Raw genomic sequence first — 20,944 nt, forward strand, 5'->3', positions numbered from 1 at the left:
AGGAGGGGACCGCGCCTCGCACCGACATCAGGTACGGTCCCCGAGCGCCTCCCGCACGGCGGACGGCCCCGGGAAGTCGGCCGGCAGGGCGTCCATCAACAGCTCGTCCACGGGCCGACCCAGCCAGAACCCGGACTGACGCAGCCGCCCGGAGTGCCGGAAGCCGGCCTTCTCGTAAGCCGCGATCCCGGCCCGGTTCGGCTCCAGCACCTTCAACCACACCATCCGCACCGCGCCCGCGTGGAAAGCCCAGTCCAGCGTGAGACGTGCCGCTTCCGCCGCGTACCCTTTCCCACGCTCCGCAGGAGCGATCACCAGAACGAACTCGGCGGTCCGGACGAACGTGTTGACGGTGAGGACCGCCATCCCCACAGCGGTCTCGTCCTTGAGACGAACGACCTCGAACTGCACGTAGTTGTGATTCGATCGCTGCCGCTCCCAGCCGGCATCACGAACCTCCCAGGACTGCGGGAACTGATTGCCGTAGCCCACCACTGTCGCCACGTCGTTCTCCCACCGGTGATACTCGGCCAGCATCTCCCGGCGCGGCTGCCCCAGGCCCAGAGTGTCGCCGGCCAGGAGGATCTGCGGACTGCTCATACCGTGCTCCCTTCGGACACCGGCCGGACCGGGCCGTCCGGCGTGAAAGTCGGGGTGTACAAGGCCGTGTCAGCCGGTTCTTCAACAGGAACGCCGTCCCGGTCTGCTATCCAGGCATGCAGCCGCCATGGATCAGCAGCGGCCCCATGCCGCCACTCCGCCCGTCGCCCCACCGCCGCCAACAACAGCACCGTCGCCGCCGACTGTTCCAAACACGCCCACCGCGCCGGAATCACCGCCGACGCCCAGCGGACAGCGCGCACCGCCTGCTCGGCCTGATGCCTGCTCGCCGGCCTCAGGGCATGCCCACAGCAGGAGAGCCGCACCATACGCCGGAACCGTCCTCGACGAGGCCCCGCCACCCTCACCACAGCCGTGACCGCCAGGACAGGCACAGCGCCCATCCGCCACGGCAGTGAAGCTCTCGGGAGCGGCTCCAGGATCGTGGAGACCTCGTTCGTCCCCCAGGACATCGGCGCGTCCCCGTGCGGGACCACCACCCCGACCGATGGAGCCCAGGTCCCATCCTGTGGCGTCGACAGCACCTGCGTCCGACCGGACCCGTAGTCGATGACGAGGCACGCGAAGGGCGTCACCACAGCCACGGACACGGTCATCACGCACCACCCTCTGCAAGCGGCGCCCATTCAACAGACGGCGCGGCCTCGACGGCTTCCAGCCACGCCTCGGCCGCCAACGCGGACAATAGCGGGGGCCACACAGTCCGCACACCCAGCGCCGCCCCACCGAGCGCGGCTCGCAACGGCCCCGGATCGATCAGCCCCAGGCCGGCCAGCCGCTCACCAGCCCGGGACAGCCGCCGCAGATTGACCCGGACGCCGCGGTGGAAGTCACCCGCGAACACACCTTTCGTCGCCCGCCGACGATGCATCGTCGGCAGCAGATCCCCGGCGGCGTCCACCAGCAGCGGTTTGTAGCGGCGCACACAGAATCGCTCCCACGGGGGAATCGACGCCACGGCATCCAGCAGCGCCCCGTCGAAGTACGGGTTGTGCAGTTCGAGACCAGCCGCAGCATCGGCCACCTGCACGTCCGCGTAGGCCAGGCGTGCTGATCCCCGCACCCCGGTGACGAGACGGTCACCGACGGACGCGCCCTCGCTCGTGGTGACGGGCACCGACAGCCAGGGCGGCCGCCTCATCCATGGCCGCGCCAACTGCTCCGCGTCCTGGCGCAACGCAGCACCGATCAACGGCCAGGGACTCACCCGCCGCAGTCGCGCCCATGCCAGAGCATCCGCCGCCAACCGCATCAGCCGGCCACGCCGCGCCAGATCGGCAAGATGCGTCGGTGGCGACAGAAACACGTTGTCCCCACCGTCCCCCGTCAGATGACAGGACGCTCCCGCATCCGCCGCAGCCCGCAGTTGCGCCGAGAACATCGCCCACGACGCCGAGCACGGAGCGGGCTCATCCGTCGCCGGCAGCCGATCCTCCGCCGGACTGAACGGAAGATGCCCGGACCGCAGAGGCAACAGCCGGTGTTTCAGGTCCGGCGAAGTGAGGCCGCGCGCATATCGCACATCACCGCCCTCGGTCACACCCTCGGGATGCACGGTCATGCCCATCACCGGGCCGTGCCGCAGCGCGATGGCCACGACTGTGGTCGAGTCCATCCCCGCCAGATCACAGGAGACCGCCATGCCCTCCACGCGAGCCCTGACACCCTCGAACAGTGCGCGCCGCACCAACGGCACAGCCTCGCCGTATGAGCCTCGCGACGGTGACCACCACGGCACGACCGCGGCGACTCCGCTCGGCCCCATCGCCAGCCGATGGCCCGCCGGAACCGGGACCACACCCTTCCACGCCGAGTGCCCCGGCAGAGCAGCCCGCTTGTCCCACAGATAGGAGGCCAACCACTCCTCGTCCAAACCACCACCCGTCAGCCCGGACAGAGCCCTCGAACTCGAACTCCATGCCGTGCCGTTGCGGCCGGAGACCGTGTACAGCGGGCAGGCGTGCGCCGCATCCGCGAGCACCTCGACCACACGCCCCCTGGCCCGCACCACCGTGTAGGAGCCGGCCCACGCACGACCCACGGCCGCCGGATCCTCCACTGCCAGGACACGCCTGAGATCCTCCGCCGACGCAGCACACGGCCCGAACACAGCAAGCCGCACGGGGCCCTCCGCCACCGTCCGCACCAGGCGCGCCGACCACGTCCCCACCGTCCACAGTGGCGGGTCCTTCCACAACAACCGGGCACCCACGGGCACAACGGGCTGACCGCCCGGTGAGCATCCCCCGAACCAGCCCATTCGACTTCTCCTTCGAACGAGTTGAGGCGCGGAAACGGCGACCCCCTCTCGGGTGGCCGCCGCAAGCGATCAGCTGTACGGTTCCTGTTTGCCTTCGACGGACTCGTTGTCGTTGCCCGTCGTCAGCTCGGCCGCGTCACCGAGATCGATCGCCATCGCATCATCCGTGTGCTCCACGTCAGTTCACCCCCTCTCGTCGTCAAGAGCGCAGTTGGCACGGGCGGATCAGGCGTGGAACAATTCTTGATCTTCAACTTGGATATCCAAGTAGCTCTCCGAAGGTAGCGCCGCTGTCACGGATCGTGCAAGTAGTGCGAGGGCGCGGGTGGTCGTGGGTACCGTCGCGGCATGGGACTCACTGATGACGAGCTGCGGGGGCGCTTCGCCGCGGCCAGAGTGCTGCGCCTGGGGACGGTGGATGCGACGGGTTCACCGCACCTTGTGCCCGCCACGTTCGTTGCCATGGGTGACACCGTGGCCATCGCGATCGATCACAAGCCCAAGCGGCATGCGAACCTGAAGCGTCTGAGCAACATCCGCGAGAACCCGGCCGTCACTCTCCTTGTCGATCACTTCGACGAGGACTGGGACCGCCTGTGGTGGGTGCGCGGGGACGGCGAAGCGCGCGTGGTCGAGAACGAACTGGCGCATGAACTTGTCGACGCGTTGGTGGACAAGTACGAGCAGTACCGCGATCACCGTCCAGCTGGTCCTGTGATCAGAGTTCATGTGAACCGCTGGTCAGGATGGGTGGCAAGGCAGGGGTAGGTGCAGTGCCATGGCGCCCGGTTACGCTCACTTGTGCAGCTGGTCCAGTCAGGAGCGTGATGTCAGGGAAACCGGCACGAGAGCACCCCTACGAGAAGGTCGCCAACCAACTGCGCGCGGAGATCCTCAGGGGACTCCTCGCGCCTGGCGTCAAGCTCCCGTCGGAGAACGAGCTGAAAGATCTCCATGGCGTCACCCGGGCCACGGTCCGGAAGGGGATCGCTCTGCTCCGCATGGAGGGCCTCGTCATCTCGTCCCAAGGCAAGGGCGCGTTCGTTCGCGAACGGCCGCACGTCAGCATGCGCCAGGCGGGGAGTGTCTACCGCGCTCGCCGGACCACCGGCGAGGCGAACTACAACGCGGAGGCCAAGGCCCAGGGGCAGAGGCCCAAGCAGGTGATCCGCGAAGTCGTCGAGTCGGCAGCGCCGGAAGAGGTGGCGGACCGCTTCGGCTTCGAGCCGGGCGCGCCGGTGATCGTGCGGCGGCTGCTCTTCACGGTCGACGACCGGCCCATGCAGCTGTGTGACGGCTACTACGAACGCTCCCTCGCCGCCGGCACGCCGCTCGCCGAGCCCAAGTTGATCAAGGGTGGGGCCAACGCCTTCATCGAGAACCCTGAGGGGCCCATCGGACGCCGCATCGTCCAGTTCGTCGAAGACCTCGACATCCGCATGCCGTATCCGCACGAGATCGACCAGCTCGACATCCCGGCCGGCGTGCCCGTCGCCAAGGTGATGCGCACGGCCTACGACTCGGCGGGCGACGTCCTTGAGGTGCTCGACTCGGTCGTGCCCTGTGATCGCCACACCTTCCGGTACGTGATTGACGTGCCGTGATGACGATGTGCTTCCTCGGGAGCGCTACTGCCCACCGACTGGCGTGAGTCGGTGTACCGTGGGGCGCGGGTTGCTTAACTAGAACTTGCGCACTACGAATTCGGCCATGCGGAGAGAAGGTATGGCGAAGCCCCCGCCGCGGTCGGTTACCGCGACGAGGGCCCCAGAGCCGGTCGGGGCTGGTTATCGGCCAGCCCCGACCTACCTCCCGAAGGCGGCGCCGTAGATCGCGGCTACCGCGGCGACCAGCTGCACGACCGGAAGCCATGCCGTTGCCGCGTACCTGAACTGCCGTAACGTCACCTTCCGCCGTCTCCTGCGGTTCATCTGCCACCCCTTTCTGTCAGGCTCGGGCGGGGTGGTGCAGTCGCAGGTCAGTCGTGCCAACAGCGTTGCCGTGGCCGACTGATGACGCTTATATTACTCGCCCCGAAATCCAGCCATCAGGGCAGGGATGTATTAATGGACACCGCCCAAAGCGTCTTTCCTGGTCTTAGTTAGCCTTTTCTATTAGTAGTTTCTCGTTGTCAGAACGGCAAGGTCAGCGCAGGTTGGGGATGCATGCTGCCTTTCGCCTGGTCTTGAAAGACTTCGACTCGGCTCATGAAGAAAGCGCTATGTCCTGGGGCGACAGCCAAGCGGTTGGCTTGAACCGAGCCATCACCTGGTGGACCATGAAGGCTTGATCAACTTTTCTGTGACGGGAGATTTTCGATGCGTCTGTTAAGGGTCCTGGCCGCGGCCGTTCTCGCCTGGGCGGGGTTGTCCCTCCCCGCCTTCGCGGCGGACGGCGCGGGCGGTGCTGTCCGCTACACCGTCTGGCAGTGGAACGTCTCCGGCGATGCCATGAACCACAACTCGACCACGAACGGCATGGTCGACGCCGCCGTCGCGTCGATCCGTGGTCGTGACGCCGACTTCGTCGCGCTCAACGAGCTGTGCGCAGGGCAGTACCGGGCGCTCGCGGCCAGGTTGCGGGATGCCGGCTGGCCGGTGGACGGTGCGAACTTCGCGCGTTTCGAGGGAGCCTACCCCGCGGGGTACACGGTGTGCGGTGGGGAGGAGTCGGGCGTCGCGATCTTCAGTAAGCGGCCGCTGGGGGTCGCGGAGCGGTTCCCGCTGCCCGACGACGGGAAGCGGGAGAAGCGCAAGCTCCTGTGCGCGGCCTTGAAGGACAGGCCGCACGCGAGGTTCTGCGCCACCCACATGACCGCCGTGGACGCCTACCGGAAGAGCCAGGCCGACGCCGTGCGCGCACAGCTGGAGGACTACCACCGCAAGGGCGACACGGTCATCGTCGCCGGCGACTTCAACATGCGGCCCGACTGGGGCCGGATGGACGACTTCTACTCGGCGAGCGTGAACACGCCCCACAACGACCGCAACACCGGGCACTACCACGAGCTCGACGACAACGACGCCGCCCACTGCGCCGGCTACGGGGAGTCGACCGTCAGCACGCCCGATCCCCAGGACGCCGGCCCGTGCGGCGGCGGCGCGAAGCTCGACTTCATCTTCGTCCGCGAGGACAGGATCGCGGGTGCCTACGAGGCCGACTCCCTGGCCCCGGCCACCCAGTGCGGCGGTGCGCTCTGTTCGGACCACCGCGTTCTGGTCGGTTCCGTCACCGTCTCCGTCGACGACGGGGCGTGAGCGGCCCCGCCGCCCACGCCCCTCGGTACCGCCGCCGAGCCGCTACGCGGACGCCAAGGCGTAACGATCCGCCGCGGTCCGGCGCAGTGCGTTCTTGTCGGGCTTGCCCGCCTCGGTGAGCGGCAGGGTCTCCGCGAAGGTGATGGACGCCGGCTCGTACATCGCGCCGCGCGCCCCGCGCACCAGCTCCCGCAACTCCCGCTCGCCGACACCGCTTCCGGGGCGGGCCACGACCACGGCGTGCACCTGCTCCATGTGGTCGGCGTCGCGGACGCCGAAGACGGCGCTCTGCTGGACGTCCGGGTGGGAGTTGAGGAGGTCCTCCAGCTCGGAGGTGTAGACGTGGCCGCCGACCACGATGATCATGTCCTTGAGGCGGTCGACGACGGTCAGGAAGCCCTCCGCGTCCAGCCGGCCCACGTCGCCGGTGTGCAGCCAGCCGTCGCGCAGCACCTCGGCGGTCAGCCTGGGCTGCTTCCAGTACCCCCGCATGACGTGCGGCGAGCGCACGCAGATCTCGCCGTGCTCGCCGTGCGGCAGGGCCCGGCCGGACTCGTCACGGATCTCCACCTCGACGCCGGGCAGCACCTGTCCCGCGGTCCGCAGGAGTTCCGGACGCCCGTCCGGGTCGTGGTGATCGGGCATCAGGATGCTGATGCCGCCGATCTCGCTCTGCCCGTAGAACTGCACGAGCACGGGCCCGAAGCGGCGGACCGCGTCGGCCAGCCGGGTGGGGGAGGCCTGGCAGCCGCCGTACATCAGGGCGCGCAGGCTGGAGGTGTCGGTGGTGGCCGCGTCCGGGTGGTCCATGAGGCGGTAGAGCAGCGGGGGGAGGAGGAAGAGGTCGGTGACGCGCTCGCGCTCGACCGCGGCGAGCACGGCGGCGGGGTCGAAGTCCTCCTGGAGCACGACGAGGCCGCCCATCCCCAGCGTGAGGTCGGCGAACATGCCCCCGACGTGGGCGATGGTGGTGCACACCAGCTGCCGGCGGTCGTACGGCTCGGACTCCAGCCGGAAGCCCTTCATCTGCTCGAACGTGGTGCATATCCCCTTGGGGTGCCCCGTCGTGCCGCCCGTGTGGCGGATGGTGCACACATCGTCCGGGAGCGCCTGGCCGGCCACCGGCTCGGCGGAGAGCCCGGCGGCGGCCGCGACCAGGTCGTCGCCCAGCGGCGCGGGGCCGAGCGTGAGGACGAGGTCCACCGGCGCCCGCCCGGTCACCTCGGCGGCGCGGTCCGCGTACCGGGGGTCGACGATCAGGGCGCGCGTCTCGACGTCCTGGACGATGACCGCCTGGGATTCGGCCGAGAGCTTGTTGTAGAGGTGGTTGACGCGGCATCCCAGCAGATGGGCGGCGTAGCGTACGGCGAGGGTCTCGGGGAGGTTGCCGCAGAGCAGGGTGACGGTCGTGCCCCGGCCGAGACCGCGCTCCCGCAGGGCACGCGCCAGCCGGTGGACCAGGGCGCGGAAGTCGCCCGCGGTGACGCGCCGGTCCCCATGGGCTAACACCTCGCGCTCGGGGACGGTGCTGAGGTGGTCGAGGATCTCCTCCGCGTAGGTGCGGAACGTGGGCTGGGTGCCGTGCATGGCGTCTCCTGGCGGCGGTCCATAGGGGTACCGGGGTACCTAGGGATGGTTACCTCGGGCAATCATATGGAGGGGGTGTACATCCATTCAACGCGCCATGATCCATTCCGGCCACGGCGCGTCCCACCGGGTGAGGGCGCCCGCCGGGCGAGGATGGGGCCCATGAACCCGCAGACACGGCTGACCCACATACCCGCCCCCGAGGGCGTCGCCCCCGCCACCGGCTACACCCACGTCGTCACCGGCACCGGCCGCCTGGTGGCGGTCTCCGGCCAGATCGCGCTCGACGAGCACGGCGAGGTCGTCGGCGCCGGGAACGCGGCCGCGCAGGCCCGGCAGGTCTTCGAGAACCTCCGCCGCTGCCTCGCCGCCGCCGGCGCGACCTTCGCGGACGTCGTCAAGCTCACCTACTTCGTCACGGACATGGCCCACCTGCCCGCCGTCCGCGTCGTCCGTGACGAGTACTTCGGCCCCGCGCCGCTACCCGCCGGCTCGGCCGTCCAGGTCGTGGCGCTCGTCCACCCGGAACTCCTGCTGGAGATCGAGGCGTTCGCGCTCGTCGGAACGGACCCCGCCGCGCCCTGACCCGCCCTACCCCCGTCCGGCGCCCATCACCCGGGCGAACGTCGCCGGGTCCGTGTCGAAGCCCTCGACCGTGCCGCGGAACTCCCACGCCCCCGAGCCGTCGCGGACGAACTCCGCGACGGTCGCGGCCGTGGCCGCCCCGACCCCGGCGAGGTCGTCCCGCAGCAGCTCGTTGCGCCCGTCCGTCACCCGCACACCCGTGCCGGCGATGTCGGCGAAGATCCGGCGCCCCGACCCCTGCTGGATCGCCACGCCCACCACCACCCGCCCGTAGCCGGCCGACAGGCGGTCGATCTCCAGGGTCATGACCTCGTCGAAACCGAGACCCTGCCCCGTCCGGCTGTCCCGGTCGAGCGCGATGGTCCCGTCGGGCGAGCGGCTGTCGAAGTGCACCACGTACGCGGGCGCGCCGTACGGGGCCTCCGCCGCGTAGACGGCGGCGATGATGTCGAGGTCGTGGTCGGGGGCGCCGTTCGGACTCGGGTCCCACCTGAGCGACACCACGGCCTTCCCGATCCCCTTGTTGGGACTGCTCATCGGACTCCCCTTCCGCTGAACGATCCTGCCGCGCAGGCTTCCTGGCGCCGCGTCAGCACATCACGCGGGACGTCACGCGGGACGTCACGCGACGCGTCGTGCAGCGCATCATGCCACGCGCCCGTCCCGCCGTGGGCGCCCTGTGGACGAGGGCGGCCGGGCGGGCGGTACCGAGCGGTTTCGACGTCCGACGAACACCGGTGACCGGCCGTGCGCGGGCGCCGCATCATCGCGCCACGGATGCCGTGCCGACCCCGGGAGGAAAACGTTGTCCAGTGCCCGTACACACCCCGACGTGCCGCCCGGAGTACGCGCCGGAATCGCCGTGTTCGACCGCCGCACCCGCGAGTTCACCGTCCGGGCCGACGCCCGCGCGCGGTTCCGCTCGGCCTCCGTGGTCAAGCTGCTGATCGCGCTGGACCACCTGTGGCACCGCGGCCCCGGCCACGCCGTGGACGCCGCCGACGGCGAGCGGCTCGACCTCATGCTGCGCAGCAGCGACGACGACGCGGCCAGCCACTTCTGGACGGTCAACGGCGGCGACGCGATCGTCACGCGCATGACGGAGCGGCTCGGTCTGGCCGACACCGTGCCGCCGCCCGCGGAGCACCCCGGCTACTGGGGCTACACCGGCCTCTCGGCGGCCGACACGGTGACGATCTACCGCCACCTCCTGGAGGCGGCCCCCGCGCCGGTCCGCGACCGGGTGATGGGCGGGCTGCGCCGGGCCACCCCGCTGGGCACGGACGGCTTCGACCAGTCCTTCGGCATCCCCGCGGCCTACCGCCGGCCCTGGGCGGTCAAGCAGGGCTGGTCCGGCTTCGACGAACAGGGCCGCTCCCCGGCGGCGCCCAAGGAACGCCCGGTCACGGCGGCCGGCGTGGACCTCGTGCGCGGCGCCCTCCACACCACCGGCACCGTCGGACCCGCCGACCGCTGCGTCGTGGCCGTCCTCACCCTGCATCCCGAGGGGACCTCCTACCGCACGGCGTGCGCGACCGTCGGCAGGCTCACCCGAGCCCTGGACGTGCCCGGCGGCGTCCCCACGAGCTGACCGGTCCCGGGACCGTACGGAACCGGGCCCACCCCCGGGCCGTACGGAACCGGGCCCACCCCCGAGCCGGACGGTGGGCCCGCGAGGCGGACGGCCGACGTGCCGAGGCCGCCGGGCACCCCCCACCGCGGCGCGTCCGGCCGCGCCGCGTGCCGCCGCAGGTCGGCCTCGCCGTAGCGGTGGCAGCCCTGGTGCCAGGTGACGATGGCGGACATCCAGTTCCGCAGCTCCCGGGCGTACCCGTCCAGCGCGGCCCGCGCCTCCGCGTCGAGCCCGAACTCGTCGCAGAGCGCGGGGAGCTGCGTGGACACGACATGGCGGAACTCGCGCATACGGGAGCGCATGAGGTCGGCGACGACGGCCAGGGCCTCCTCGCGCCCGCAGTCGAAGAACTTCTCGACGACGAGCACGGCGTTGTGCGTCTCGCCCTCGAACTCGATCTCCTTCTGGTACGAGAAGACGTCGTTGACCAGGCAGCCGTAGTCGGCGGCGGCGTCCTCCATGGCCCGTACCGGGCGCGAGCGGAGGATCTCGGGCGGGACGGCGTCGCCGTGGCCGATCCGGCCGAGGGCCATGGTGAGGTCGGAGCCGAAGGTCCTGCGGCGCATCTCGATGTAGTCGACCGGCTCGGGGACGCGGTGGAGGATCTGGTTGGAGAGCTCCCACAGCCAGCTCTCCAGCATGGCCGCGACGGCGTCCCGGAAGGCGCGCCGGGCCTTGGTGGTCAGGGCCGCCGCCGTGCGCGGCCACAGGTCGGTGAGCGCCAGTTCGAGGGCGTTCCGCGGACGGGGCATGTCGGCGGGGTCGTCGGGCATGAAGGCCGGCAGGCCCTCATTGCAGGCCTTGGCGGCGGCGAGGTCCCCGCCGCGGCCGAAGACGGCGGGGTAGAGGTCGTCCCCGTAGGTCCCCCAGGCGAGCCAGTCCGTGGCGAGGTCTAGGGTGGCGGCCGTGGCCTCGGGATGGATGCCCGCGGCGCACAGCGCGAAGTCGAAGTCCTTGATCTTCTCCTCGGTCCACACCCCGGAGAGGGGCAGATCGGGGCTGGGGGCGAGGAACCCCACCCCGTGGGCCCACCCGACGGTGTGCCGCCGGGAGCCGTCCAGATGGGGATTGAGCGTCGTCGCGTACGGCATCGCCAGGTCGGGCAGCGGCAGCGGCCCGGTCGGCCGGTACGCCTCGTGGGTGTGGCGGCGCGCCCGGGCGGGCAGGGTCGCGGCGAGCGAGGGGAGGATCCGGGACGCGGAGGTGCCCAGCCCGAGCGGTCCGCCCAGTGGCCGGCCGGTGACGGCGGGGGAGGCGCCGGCGTCGTTCATGTAGCGGCTGGAGCGCAGGTGCCATTCGTGGCCGCCCGCCTGCCAGTCCTGCAGCCCCTTGGCGTAGGCGAAGACGGCGGCGCACTCGGCGGGGCCGAGACCGTACTCGAGCAGCAGGGGGCCGACCTCGGTCAGGGCGGTGTGCTCGAACTGCTGGAGCCGGGAGGTGAGCAGGTCGTTGACGGTGTCGGCGGCCTGCTGGGTGTCGCAGTCCAGGAAGCGTTCGAGGACCAGCACGGCGTTGGCCAGCTCGCCCTCGGACTCGGTCTCGCGCTGGTACGAGAAGAGGTCGTTCCGCAGGTGGACGCCGTCGGCGAAGGTGTCCTTGAGCACCCGCAGGGGACGGCTGGCGGCGATGACGTCGGGCACCTCGGCACCGGCCGCGTACTCCACCAGGTTGGCGGACCAGGGGGCGCCGCCGACCTTGCGACGCATCTCGATGTACTCGACGGGGTTGGGGACCCGCCCCTCGGTGATGTTGGCCAGCTCCCAGAGGGATTCCTCCAGCAGGTGCCAGGTGCTCTCCCGGAAGCGGCGCCGCCAGCCCTCCGACATCGAGGGGACCGTGCGGGCCCACAGGTCCGCCAGTCCCGCCTCCACCGGATTGACGGGCTCCGGCGGCGCGTCGTCCCCGGGGAGCGGCATGAAGGCGGGGAGCCGGTCGAGGTAGGCCCGCGCGCCGGCCATGTCGCCGGTGCGCTTGAAGTGGTGGAGGAAGTGGTCGTCGAAGAAGAACACCCACACGTACCAGTCGGTGACGAGGTCGAGCTGGGCGGCGGTGGCGTCGGGGTGGGTGTACGAGCACAGCAGCGCGTAGTCGTGGGAGTCGAGGTCGCTCTGCTCCCAGACGCCCGAGCCCTCCAGCATGCCGAACGCGCGGGCCCACGCCGTGGAATGCGCCCGGGCGCCCTCCAGGTGGGGGTTGAGCCGGGCCGGGTACGGCACGTAGAAGTCGGGCAGCTCGAAGGGGTTCGGCATCGCGTGCGCGGCCTTTCGGGAGCGGAGCCGGGGCGGACGGTTCCTCCGCACGCTAGGCGGCGCGGCGGGACGGACGGGTGGCCGTAGTCCGATTTCCCCTCAATATGGTGAAGATGTGAGGGGCTCGGGTTAATGATCTTGAGAAGGGGTGGGGGCGGCCGCGCCGCCCGCCACGGGGCAGACGCCGGAGGCCCCCGGCGCCACCGCGGGGACGCTCCGCCGCAGAGCGCGCATCAGCAGCCCGCGCGGGCTCATCACCACGCCGAGCGCCGGCCGGACCCGGGCGCCCGGCACGGGTTCCAGCCGCCACCGGCCGGCGACGGTGGCCAGTGCGAGCGTGGCCTCGACGAGCCCGAAGGACTCGCCGATGCACTTGCGCGCCCCGCCGCCGAAGGGGAGGTACGCGCCGCGCGGCAGCCCCCGCGCGGGCCGGTCCGCGACACCGCCGGCCCAGCGGTCCGGGTCGAAGCGGCCGGGGTCGGGGAAGAGGTCGGCGCGGCGGTGGAGGAGATAGGGGCTGAAGGCGACCGTGGTGCCGGCCGGCACCGGGTGCCCGCCGAGCCGGGTGGCGGCGGTGACGGTGCGGGTGAGCAGCCATACCGGTGGGTGCAGCCGCAGGGTCTCGGTCACGACGCGGCCGGTCAGGTCCAGGGCGGGCAGGTGGTCGAGGCCGGCGGGCGCCCCGCCGAGCACGGCGTCGGCCTCGGCCCGCAGCCGCCGGGCGACCCCGGGGTTCCGGCCGAGCTCGTGCAGCGCCCAGGCCAGGGCGCCGGCGGTGGTCTCCGTGCCGGCGATGAAGAATGTGACGATCTGGTCGCCGATCTCGCCGTCGGTCAGGGCCCGTCCGGCGATGCCGCCTTCCCCCGTGGTGTGGTCGCGGGCGGCCAGCAGGGCGGAGAGCAGGTCACCCCGGTCGGCCCGGTCGGCGCGGCGGTCGGCGATCACCCGCCGCACGGTCCGGCGCAGCCGGGCCCGCGCCCGGGCGTAGCGGCGGTTGCCCACGGTGGGCAGCCGGTCGATCCCGGGCGGCATCAGGGCGCGCCGGGTGATGCCGGTCAGGACGGTGGAGAAGTCGTCCACGGCCGTGTCCAGGGCGGCGGGCGGCAGGCTGCCGGCGAACATCGTCACGACGGCGGTCCGGCCGGTGACGGCCATCATCTCGCGCATGACGTCGACGACCTGGCCGTCGTGCCAGGAGCGGGTCACGAGCGCCGCCTGCTCGGTCATCGCCCGCGCGTACCCCGGCAGGCGCGCGGGGTGGAACGAGGGCTGGATCAGGCGGCGTTGCCGGCGGTGGTCGCCGTACGGGCAGGAGCCGAGGCCGTTGCCGCCGACCTCCCGGATGCGGTCGTACAGGGGGCCGCCCTTGTCGAAGACCCGGTCGTCCAGCAGGACGCGGCGGGTCAGCTCGGGGTCGCACACCACCAGCGCGCGGAACGGGCCGAGCCGCACCCGGACCAGGTCGCCGCGCGCGGGCAGGGAGGACAGGAAGTCCAGGGGGCCGCGGCACAGCGGCACGGTGTGGCCGAGGAAGGGCCACGCGCCGGGTGCCGTGGCCGAGGTGTACGTGCTCTTCACACTGGCTCCGAGGGATCGTCACGACCGGACCGAAGCTCAAACCGCCTCGTTCACGACCGTGCCCCCCGTTTCCTCCCTCAATCCTCCGCAATGGGACCAGCGGTGGGAAAGGTCGCGAAACCGTTGTGCGGTGCACCTTTCGCGCCCCCCGGACGCGTGCGCTCCGGTCCCGCCGGGGCTTCCGGTCCCCCCGAGGCCTCCGCGCCCGTCGTGGCCTCGGTCACAAGCTCCAGCAGCAGGGTGGTCAGCGACGCCGTGGCCGGGGCCCGCGCCCCGGCGTCCGGCAGTACGAGATAGACGTCCCGCGCCGGGAACTGCCCACCCAGCGACCGCAGCGTGACGCCGGGGCAGATGCCGGGCACCGCGAGCGCGGGGAACAGCCCGATGCCCAGCCCGGCCGCCACCAGACGCTGCTTGCCGTACCAGTCGTCGCACCGCAGCCCCACCCGCGGCTCGAAGCCCAGCCCCAGGCACAACTCCCGCAACGGACCGAGGCAGTCGGGGTGCGCGCCCTCGATCCATGTCTCCTCGCGCAGCTCCGGCAGGGCGATCGGCCCCCTGCCGGCCAGCCGGTGGCCGGCCGGCAGGGCCACGAACTGCTCGTCCGCCATGAGCCGCAGCAGCCGCAGCCCGGTGAAGCGCTGGCCGTTCAGATCCCACTCCGTCACCAGCGCCACGTCCAGCTCCCCGGCCCGCAGCGCGGCCAGGTGGTCCGCGGGCCCGCCCTCGCGCAGCGACAGCCGTACGCCCGGATGCCGCGCCGAGAAGCGCCGGAACAGCTCCGGCACGATGCCCGCGTTGGCGCTGGCGAAGGCGCCCACCCGCAGCCGGCCGGCCGCCGCCCCGGCGAGCGCGCGGACGCTCTCCTCCGCGAGCGCCAGCTGCCGCATGACCACACCGGCGTGCTCGATCAGCGCCTCGCCCGCCCGCGTCGGCCGGACGCCGCGGCTGTCGCGCAGCAGCAGCGGCGTCCCGACGGCGTGCTCCAGCGCGGCGATCCGCCGGGAGACGGCGGACTGGCTGTACGACAGGGAGTGCGCCGCGGCCGAGATGGAGCCGTGCCGCGCCACCGCGAGGAGGACCCGTAAGTGAGGGACATCCAGCATGGGCCCAGCATGGCACCGCCCGCGCACCACCGGTCGACGCATGGCCGCCATTCCCGGAACGCAACGGTCCGCGCGGTTCGGGTGTTCCCACGGAAGGGAGGGCGGCGCAGCATGGCAGGCGAACTCGCCCGTGCATGCCGGAAGGACCGGCACAGACGATTGGGGGTTCCTCTTGACCACCCAGGCCCACGCGCAAGGCGGGACACAGCAGGAGATGTCCGCGGGCTGCATCAGCTACTCCTGGACACCGGAGGTGCTCGACTTCTACGGCGACCCCGAGGCCATCCTCCACAAGATGGACCGGCACGACATGGAGCTCTCCAGCCGCAGGATCTTCGTCCTCCTCACGGAGAGCCAGGGCGTCGCGGACGTCCGCTTCTTCGAGCAGACCGACGGTGGCGACTACAAGGTCTCCACCTGGTCCGGCGGTTCGCTCGACGGGCTCGGCGGGCGCCTGGCCGACACCATCCTCAAGAACCAGGGCGTCCACTGCGTCGGTGAGCAGACCCGCGCCCTCCTCGCCCCGCTCGGCATGACCGAGCAGGCGACCGTGCCCGCGCCGGCCAATCCCCGGGCCGCGTTCGCGCACACCGTGCGCAACCACGGCAAGGGCACGTTCACCCGCGCCACCTGCGCGCTGCTCTGCTGATCCGGCCCTCGCACACCCCGGGACGACCGCCGCCGGCACGGCCGGAGACGGTCGTCCCCCCGCCCGCCGCCGACCACCCAGGAGCCGCGGTGACCGCACCGGTACGAGGCACCGGGAAGCACGACTTCGCCGGACTGTGGACCGCCTACGCCGTCAGCAACCTCGCCGACGGCCTGGTCCTGATCACCTTCCCGCTGATCGCCCTCTCCCTCACCTCGTCGCCCGGCCTGGTCGCCGGCGTCAAATGGGCGCAGACCCTGCCCTACGTGCTGTTCACCCTGTTCATCGGCGTTCTCATCGACCGCGTCGAACGGGTCCGGCTGATCCTCGCCGCGCACCTGCTGCGGGTGGCCGCCCTGGTCCTGCTGGCCCTCGCCCTGACCGGCGGCGCGAGCCCGCTGCCCGCCCTGTACGCCACCGCGTTCCTGCTGGGCACCGCCGAGATCGCCGCCGACCTGTGCACCTCCGCCGTCCTGCCCGCGGTGGTCGGACGCGACCGCCTCGACACCGCCAACTCCCGCTTGGAAAGCACCCGCTCGTCGCTCAACGAGTTCGCCGGGCCGCCGCTCGGCGGGCTGCTCGCCGCCGCCGGGGCGACCGTCGCCGTCCTGGGCACCGCCGGCGCCTATCTGGTGGCGGCCCTCGCCCTGACGCTCCTCGTCCGGCATCCGTACCCCGCCCCCCGCGAGCCCGTCCCGCGCTCGCTGCCCACCGAGCTCGCCGAGGGCCTGCGCTTCCTGTGGGGGCACCGGCTGCTGCGCGCCGTGGCCGGAATGGTGTGCGTGATGGCCGGGGCGTGGAGCGCCTGGACGGCCGTCCTGGTCCTCTACGCGGTCGCGCCCGGGCCCATGGGCCTGAGCGGTACCGGTTACGGTCTGCTGCTCACCACCCTGGCCGTCGGGGGCGTGCTGGGCTCCCTCGCGGCCGGCGCCGTCCAGCGCGCCGTCGGCGTCCGCAACCTGCTGGCCGCCGACGTGGTCACCAGCGTGATCATGCTCGCCACGCCCGCGCTGACCTCGCGGGTGTGGGCCGTCGGCGCGGCCACCCTGCTGGGCGGGATCGGCAGCGGCCTGTGGAACGTCACGGTGGTCACCCTGCGACAGCGGCTGATCCCCGACGCGCTCCTCGGCCGGGTCTCCGGCGCCAGCCGCGTGATCGCCTGGGGCGGCATGCCCGTGGGCGCCGCCCTGGCCGGGCTGCTGGCCCAGACGTCGGGGCCCCGCGTGGTCTTCGCCCTCGGCACCCTGGCCTGCGCCCTGCTGCTGGTCCCCTTCCTGACGGTGGTCCGCGAGGACACCATCCGCGCCGCCGTCGCCGCGGCCGGCCCGTCGGACGCGCGCCAGGGCGGACAGGCCCTGGGCCGGCCCTAGGCCGGCCCGCCGCCCAGCGGGACGCCCAGCAACTCCTCCAGCCGGGCCACCGTGCCGGCCGGGTCCGTGTGCCGGACCACGGCCATCCCCAGGTCCTCGGCGGGCGTGAGGTTGCGGGCCGAGTCGTCCACGTAGACGCACGCGGCGCCCGGCAGCCCCATGCGCTCCAGCGCGATCGCGTACAGCGCGGGATCGGGCTTGCGCAGGCCGTGGTCGCCGGAGAGCACCACCACGTCGTACCGGGTGGCGAGCTCATGGCCCTCGTACGGGTCGAACGGGGTGGAGCCGAGGCTGTTGGAGAGCACGCCCACCCGCACCCCCGCCGCCCGGGCCGCCCGCGCGGCGGCGGTCAGCACCGGCTCCGGGCGCACGTCCGCCAGCACCCGGCCGAGCAGATTCGCGGCGTCCACGCCCAGCAGGGCGGCCGTGCGCGTGTTCCACTCCTCCTGCGACAGCGCGCCGCGCTCCAGGTCCGCGAACAGCTCCCGGCCCACCGGGTCCACCGAGACGACCTCCGTGAAGGCCTCGGCGGCCAGCCCCTCGCGCAGGCAGAAGGCCCGGGCGCTCGTGGCCACCGGGGTGGTCAGCACCCCGCCGAAGTCGAGGAGCAGCCCCTCGTGGCGCGGATCGGGCATCGTCGGCTCCTCGGAGAGGTGAACGGGCGCCGGTCGATCGTGGGGGATCCGGTCCGGTGACGTCAACGCGGCACACCCGTGCGGGCACCGTCCGCCGGTACGCCCCGCCGGACGTGCGGCGATGCGCCCCCGGCCCCCCTCGACTGGCCGAGCGGCCGGGACTCTGGTCCTCTGGAGACATTCCGCGGGCCCGAGGAGGATGACCGATGGACATCGGCGCACTGACCGACGAGACACTCCGTGACCTGCGTCGTCCGCGCGACTACCCGGCCGTGTCGCTCCAGCTGCCGACCACCCGGCGCTCGCCCTACAGCGCCGAGGACGCCGTACGGCTGCGCAACACGGTCGCCGAGGCCAAGCGGCGGCTCGCCGAGGACCCCCGGGTGACCCGGACCGCCCGCATCGACATCGAGGCCCGCCTGGACAAGGCGGCCGCGGAGGTCGACCTCACCCACACCGGTGACGGGCTGCTGATCCTCGTCGCGCGGGGTGAGCACCAGGTCTGGTACCTGCCGCGCTCGGTGCCCCAGCGGGTGGTCCTGGAGGACACGTTCCTCACCCGCAACCTCGTCGCCGCACGCAAGGTCGAGGAGCCGTACTGGGCGATCGCGCTCTCGGAGAGCGGGACCCGGCTGTGGGACGGCGAGGGCGAGACCCTCACCGAGGTCACGACGCGCGGCTTCCCCGTCCGGCCGGCTCTCCCCGACCACGAGGACGCGCTGCCCGGCCGCAACTTCGACAAGGTCGGCAAGCACGCCACCACCCCCCGCGAGGAGGCACACGTCGAGCGCGAACGGCAGTACGTGCGCGGCGTCGCCGGCGCCCTCGCCCGGGTCCTGGAGGGCGAGCCCCGGCCGCTGTACATCGTCGGCCTGCGCGAGCACATCGCCCTGTTCGAGAAGGTGTTCCCGAACTCCGGGGCCATCACCGCCCGCGTCGAGCACGGCGGGGCGAGCAACAGGTCCGCGCACGAGCTCTACGAGATCCTCCACCCCGCCTTCGACGCGCGCCGCGACTCCCGCCAGGACGAGGTGCTGCGCCGCCTCAGCGACGCGCGCGGCGCGAAGCGCTTCACCTCCGGCCTGGACGAGATCTGGCAGACCGTACGGCAGGGCCGCGTGGCGCTGCTCGCCGTCGAGGACCACTACCAGGTCACCGCCAAGGTCGACGGGAACGGCGGCCACCTGACGCGCGTGGACGCGCCCACCGAGCCCCTGCTCGCCGACCCCCACGTCCTGGAGGACATCGTCGACGAGATGATCGAGGCCGCGCTCGACAACGGCGCGGACATCGCGTTCGTCCCGGACGACGCCCTCGCCGACGCCGACCGGCTGGCGGCGGTCCTCCGCTACTGACACCACCCGCACAAGGAAGGCCCCGGTCTCGTGGACCGGGGCCTTCCTTGTTCTCACCCCGGGTTGTCCCGGTGGGTCAGGGCCTCCCACGCGACGAACAGATTGTCGGTGCCCCGCTCCCGCGCCTGCCGGGCGGCCGCCCTCGGGTCCGGCAGCGACCACCCCAGACGACCCGTCAGGTGGTTGAGGACGACCTCGGTGTCGGGGCCCATCCGCGTCTTCAGCCGCCCGTCGCACAGCCACGACGGGACCGGGTCGCCCAGCTGGTAGCGCGCGTGGAGGTCCAGTGCCGCGGCCAGCCGTTCACCGACCTCGTCGTAGAGGTCGAGGCCCTGGTGCCAGGCGGTCTCCGCGATGTGCGCGGTGGCGGCCAGGGCGTAGCCGACGTGCGTGAAGTTGCGGCACGTCTCCTGGGCCATGCCGTCCACGAACCGCCGCTGCCCGAACCAGTAGTCCCTGACCTCGTCCGCCGACCTGATCCGGCTGCCCCGCGGCCGTACGGGCAGCGGGCCGTCGGACCGCAGGTAGAAGTAGGCCGGGACACGGTCGCGGAACCGGCGGACGGCCGTGTCGAAGGCCTCCGTGTCCTCCAGGAACACCGCCATCCCCATCGTCGCGTCGGCCATGGTGAGGTCCCAGTTGCCGTTGTGGTCCGGGGCACCGGGCTCGGTGAGCGGCAGGTAGGCCTCGCGCAGCATCGCGGAGAACCGCCGCACCCGGCCGCGCGGCCAGGCGCGGTACGTCGAGCGCATGATCTCCCCGGCCCGCGCCCACGAACTGCCGGACCACGCCGCCTGCAACGGCGCGTTGCCCTCGGTGTGCTCCTCGACGACCGCCGACCAGGCGTCCATGATCTGGATCGACTTGCGGGCGTGCGCCGGATCGCGGGTGACGTACCACAGCAGGGCGTGGGTGTAGGCGGCGAGCGCGTCGCGCCGCTCCTCCACGCACCCCCGGCCCGGGCGCGAGCCGGGCGGGCACCGCACGACGGCCACCGGCGACGCCGCGTAGCCGAGCGACCCGTAGTCGCTCGACCGCATGGTGTCGAACGCCGACCGCCACGGCTCGGCACCCTCGGCGAACCGCGCGCGGAGCTCGTTCAGCTGCTTCCGGCTCAGCAGCACGCCGGGATGCCGGAAGTCACGGTCGCCGTCCTCGGCCGGCGCCCGGCGCGCCGGAGGGGCCGGCGCCGCCGACGCCCCGGGAGATGCCGGCGGGAACAGGGGGGCGAGAGCGGCGGTGAGCGCGGCGGTGACGGTCATGCGGGGCAGGACGCCACGCGGGCGGGAGCGGGGCAAGGGGACCTCCGGTGCGGTTCTCTGCAAGCCTCCGGCCCCACGGCCCGCGCCGCCGGATCTGTTGCGCCGATCGGTGACCTGCCGGAGGGCACCCGGCCGCCCGGCCCCGCAACGCGATGTCCGAATCCCGCCGGTCATCCCCCCGGCACCGCAGCAGAATCGGAGGCGGTGACAGCAGGGGGGACGACGAAAGGATCGGACCGATGACGGTCTGGACGACGACCGGCAGCCCGCTCGGCGAGCTGCTGCTGGTGGGCGAGGAGTCCACCACCGCCCCCGGCGGCACGGCACTGACCTCCCTGTCCGTACCGGGACAGCGGACCGCCCCCGCGATCCACCCCTCCTGGCGGCGCGACCCGCGGGCCTTCGCCGAGGCCGAGCGCCGGCTGGCCGCCTACTTCGGCGGCGAACTCCGGACGTTCCACCTGGAGTTCGCCCCCGGCGGGACCGAGTTCCAGCGGCACGTCTGGCAGGGCCTCGACACCATCCCGTACGGCACCACCACGACCTACGGCGAACTCGCCGCACGGCTGGGCGTCCCCAGGGCCGAGATCCGCGCCCTGGGCGCGGCCGTCGGCGCCAACCCGCTGCTGCTCGTCCGCCCCTGCCACCGCGTGATCGGCGCCGACGGCGGCATGCGCGGCTACGCGGGCGGTGTCGAGCGCAAGGTGCGCCTCCTCACCCACGAGGGCGCCCTGCAACCGATGCTCCTCTGACCCCGCCCCGATCCCGCTCCCACCCCGCCCCGTACCCCCGCCCGG

At 72.4% G+C, this 20,944-nt stretch carries 20 protein-coding genes; 9 read left to right on the forward strand and 11 right to left on the reverse strand.

Annotation, left to right across the window (positions count from 1 at the left end; genetic code table 11):
- Nucleotides 1–27: 27 nt before the first annotated feature.
- The 4 genes from AC07BS_RS28990 to AC07BS_RS29005 all read right to left on the reverse strand — a co-directional run bounded on the left by AC07BS_RS28990 (nt 28) and on the right by AC07BS_RS29005 (nt 3,058).
- Nucleotides 28–600, reverse strand: coding sequence for a GNAT family N-acetyltransferase (locus AC07BS_RS28990; RefSeq protein ID WP_478647954.1), 573 nt, complete (start codon nt 598–600; stop codon nt 28–30).
- On the reverse strand, nt 597–1,247 hold the full coding sequence (locus AC07BS_RS28995) for a lasso peptide biosynthesis B2 protein (protein ID WP_478934955.1): 651 nt from the start codon (nt 1,245–1,247) through the stop codon (nt 597–599). The genes AC07BS_RS28990 and AC07BS_RS28995 overlap by 4 nt, the downstream gene beginning before the upstream one ends.
- Complete coding sequence (locus tag AC07BS_RS29000) at nt 1,217–2,881, reverse strand: albusnodin/ikarugamycin family macrolactam cyclase (RefSeq protein ID WP_478647958.1); 1,665 nt, start codon at nt 2,879–2,881, stop codon at nt 1,217–1,219. The genes AC07BS_RS28995 and AC07BS_RS29000 overlap by 31 nt, the downstream gene beginning before the upstream one ends.
- Nucleotides 2,882–2,950: 69 nt before the next feature.
- Entirely contained in the window at nt 2,951–3,058 is a 108-nt protein-coding gene (locus tag AC07BS_RS29005) for an albusnodin family lasso peptide (protein WP_478647959.1), read from the reverse strand.
- Between the two features lie 171 nt (nt 3,059–3,229).
- Here AC07BS_RS29005 and AC07BS_RS29010 point away from each other — a divergent pair, with 171 nt between their 5' ends.
- From AC07BS_RS29010 to AC07BS_RS29020, 3 genes are all read left to right on the forward strand, one after another.
- Entirely contained in the window at nt 3,230–3,649 is a 420-nt protein-coding gene (locus AC07BS_RS29010) for a TIGR03668 family PPOX class F420-dependent oxidoreductase (RefSeq protein ID WP_478647961.1), read from the forward strand.
- Between the two features lie 59 nt (nt 3,650–3,708).
- Nucleotides 3,709–4,485, forward strand: coding sequence for a GntR family transcriptional regulator (locus AC07BS_RS29015; protein ID WP_478934956.1), 777 nt, complete (start codon nt 3,709–3,711; stop codon nt 4,483–4,485).
- 714 nt (nt 4,486–5,199) lie between these two features.
- Nucleotides 5,200–6,138: an endonuclease/exonuclease/phosphatase family protein gene (locus AC07BS_RS29020; protein WP_478934957.1), complete on the forward strand. Its 939-nt coding sequence runs from the start codon at nt 5,200–5,202 to the stop codon at nt 6,136–6,138.
- 42 nt (nt 6,139–6,180) lie between these two features.
- On the opposite strand, the gene AC07BS_RS29025 is transcribed toward AC07BS_RS29020, so the two are convergent.
- Nucleotides 6,181–7,725 carry an AMP-binding protein gene (locus AC07BS_RS29025; RefSeq protein WP_478934958.1) on the reverse strand — a complete coding sequence of 515 codons (1,545 nt, stop codon included), beginning with the start codon at nt 7,723–7,725 and terminating at the stop codon, nt 6,181–6,183.
- 162 nt (nt 7,726–7,887) lie between these two features.
- Here AC07BS_RS29025 and AC07BS_RS29030 point away from each other — a divergent pair, with 162 nt between their 5' ends.
- On the forward strand, nt 7,888–8,310 hold the full coding sequence (locus tag AC07BS_RS29030) for a RidA family protein (RefSeq protein ID WP_478934959.1): 423 nt from the start codon (nt 7,888–7,890) through the stop codon (nt 8,308–8,310).
- A 6-nt stretch (nt 8,311–8,316) separates the two neighbouring features.
- Here AC07BS_RS29030 and AC07BS_RS29035 read toward each other — a convergent pair whose 3' ends face one another.
- Complete coding sequence (locus AC07BS_RS29035; protein ID WP_478934960.1) at nt 8,317–8,847, reverse strand: TerD family protein; 531 nt, start codon at nt 8,845–8,847, stop codon at nt 8,317–8,319.
- A gap of 295 nt (nt 8,848–9,142) precedes the next feature.
- Here AC07BS_RS29035 and AC07BS_RS29040 point away from each other — a divergent pair, with 295 nt between their 5' ends.
- A complete protein-coding gene (locus tag AC07BS_RS29040; RefSeq protein WP_478934961.1) occupies nt 9,143–9,901 on the forward strand; it encodes a serine hydrolase in 759 nt (252 codons plus the stop codon).
- Here the strand turns inward: AC07BS_RS29040 and AC07BS_RS29045 are convergent.
- The 3 genes from AC07BS_RS29045 to AC07BS_RS29055 form a co-directional block, all read right to left on the reverse strand.
- A complete protein-coding gene (locus AC07BS_RS29045) occupies nt 9,826–12,192 on the reverse strand; it encodes a terpene synthase family protein (protein ID WP_478934962.1) in 2,367 nt (788 codons plus the stop codon). The genes AC07BS_RS29040 and AC07BS_RS29045 overlap by 76 nt on opposite strands.
- A gap of 129 nt (nt 12,193–12,321) precedes the next feature.
- On the reverse strand, nt 12,322–13,770 hold the full coding sequence (locus tag AC07BS_RS29050) for a cytochrome P450 (RefSeq protein WP_478934963.1): 1,449 nt from the start codon (nt 13,768–13,770) through the stop codon (nt 12,322–12,324).
- 77 nt (nt 13,771–13,847) lie between these two features.
- A complete protein-coding gene (locus AC07BS_RS29055) occupies nt 13,848–14,876 on the reverse strand; it encodes a LysR family transcriptional regulator (protein ID WP_478934964.1) in 1,029 nt (342 codons plus the stop codon).
- A gap of 172 nt (nt 14,877–15,048) precedes the next feature.
- On the opposite strand from AC07BS_RS29055, the gene AC07BS_RS29060 reads away from it, so the two are divergent.
- Together AC07BS_RS29060 and AC07BS_RS29065 are read left to right on the forward strand one after the other, a co-directional pair.
- Nucleotides 15,049–15,525, forward strand: coding sequence for a hypothetical protein (locus AC07BS_RS29060; RefSeq protein WP_478647976.1), 477 nt, complete (start codon nt 15,049–15,051; stop codon nt 15,523–15,525).
- 89 nt (nt 15,526–15,614) lie between these two features.
- A complete protein-coding gene (locus AC07BS_RS29065; protein ID WP_478934965.1) occupies nt 15,615–16,895 on the forward strand; it encodes an MFS transporter in 1,281 nt (426 codons plus the stop codon).
- Here the strand turns inward: AC07BS_RS29065 and AC07BS_RS29070 are convergent.
- Complete coding sequence (locus AC07BS_RS29070; protein WP_478934966.1) at nt 16,892–17,530, reverse strand: HAD-IA family hydrolase; 639 nt, start codon at nt 17,528–17,530, stop codon at nt 16,892–16,894. The genes AC07BS_RS29065 and AC07BS_RS29070 overlap by 4 nt on opposite strands.
- A 206-nt stretch (nt 17,531–17,736) precedes the next feature.
- On the opposite strand from AC07BS_RS29070, the gene AC07BS_RS29075 reads away from it, so the two are divergent.
- The gene (locus AC07BS_RS29075) at nt 17,737–18,885 is read left to right on the forward strand and encodes a baeRF3 domain-containing protein (RefSeq protein ID WP_478647980.1); all 1,149 of its coding nucleotides are present in this window, start codon (nt 17,737–17,739) and stop codon (nt 18,883–18,885) included.
- Between the two features lie 53 nt (nt 18,886–18,938).
- Here the strand turns inward: AC07BS_RS29075 and AC07BS_RS29080 are convergent, their stop codons facing one another.
- A complete protein-coding gene (locus tag AC07BS_RS29080) occupies nt 18,939–20,147 on the reverse strand; it encodes an alginate lyase family protein (protein ID WP_478647982.1) in 1,209 nt (402 codons plus the stop codon).
- A gap of 239 nt (nt 20,148–20,386) precedes the next feature.
- Here AC07BS_RS29080 and AC07BS_RS29085 point away from each other — a divergent pair, with 239 nt between their 5' ends.
- The gene (locus tag AC07BS_RS29085; RefSeq protein ID WP_478934967.1) at nt 20,387–20,899 is read left to right on the forward strand and encodes a methylated-DNA--[protein]-cysteine S-methyltransferase; all 513 of its coding nucleotides are present in this window, start codon (nt 20,387–20,389) and stop codon (nt 20,897–20,899) included.
- The last annotated feature ends 45 nt before the right edge of the window (nt 20,900–20,944 follow it).

The sequence above is a fragment of the Streptomyces sp. NPDC044063 genome (genome assembly GCF_056434285.1).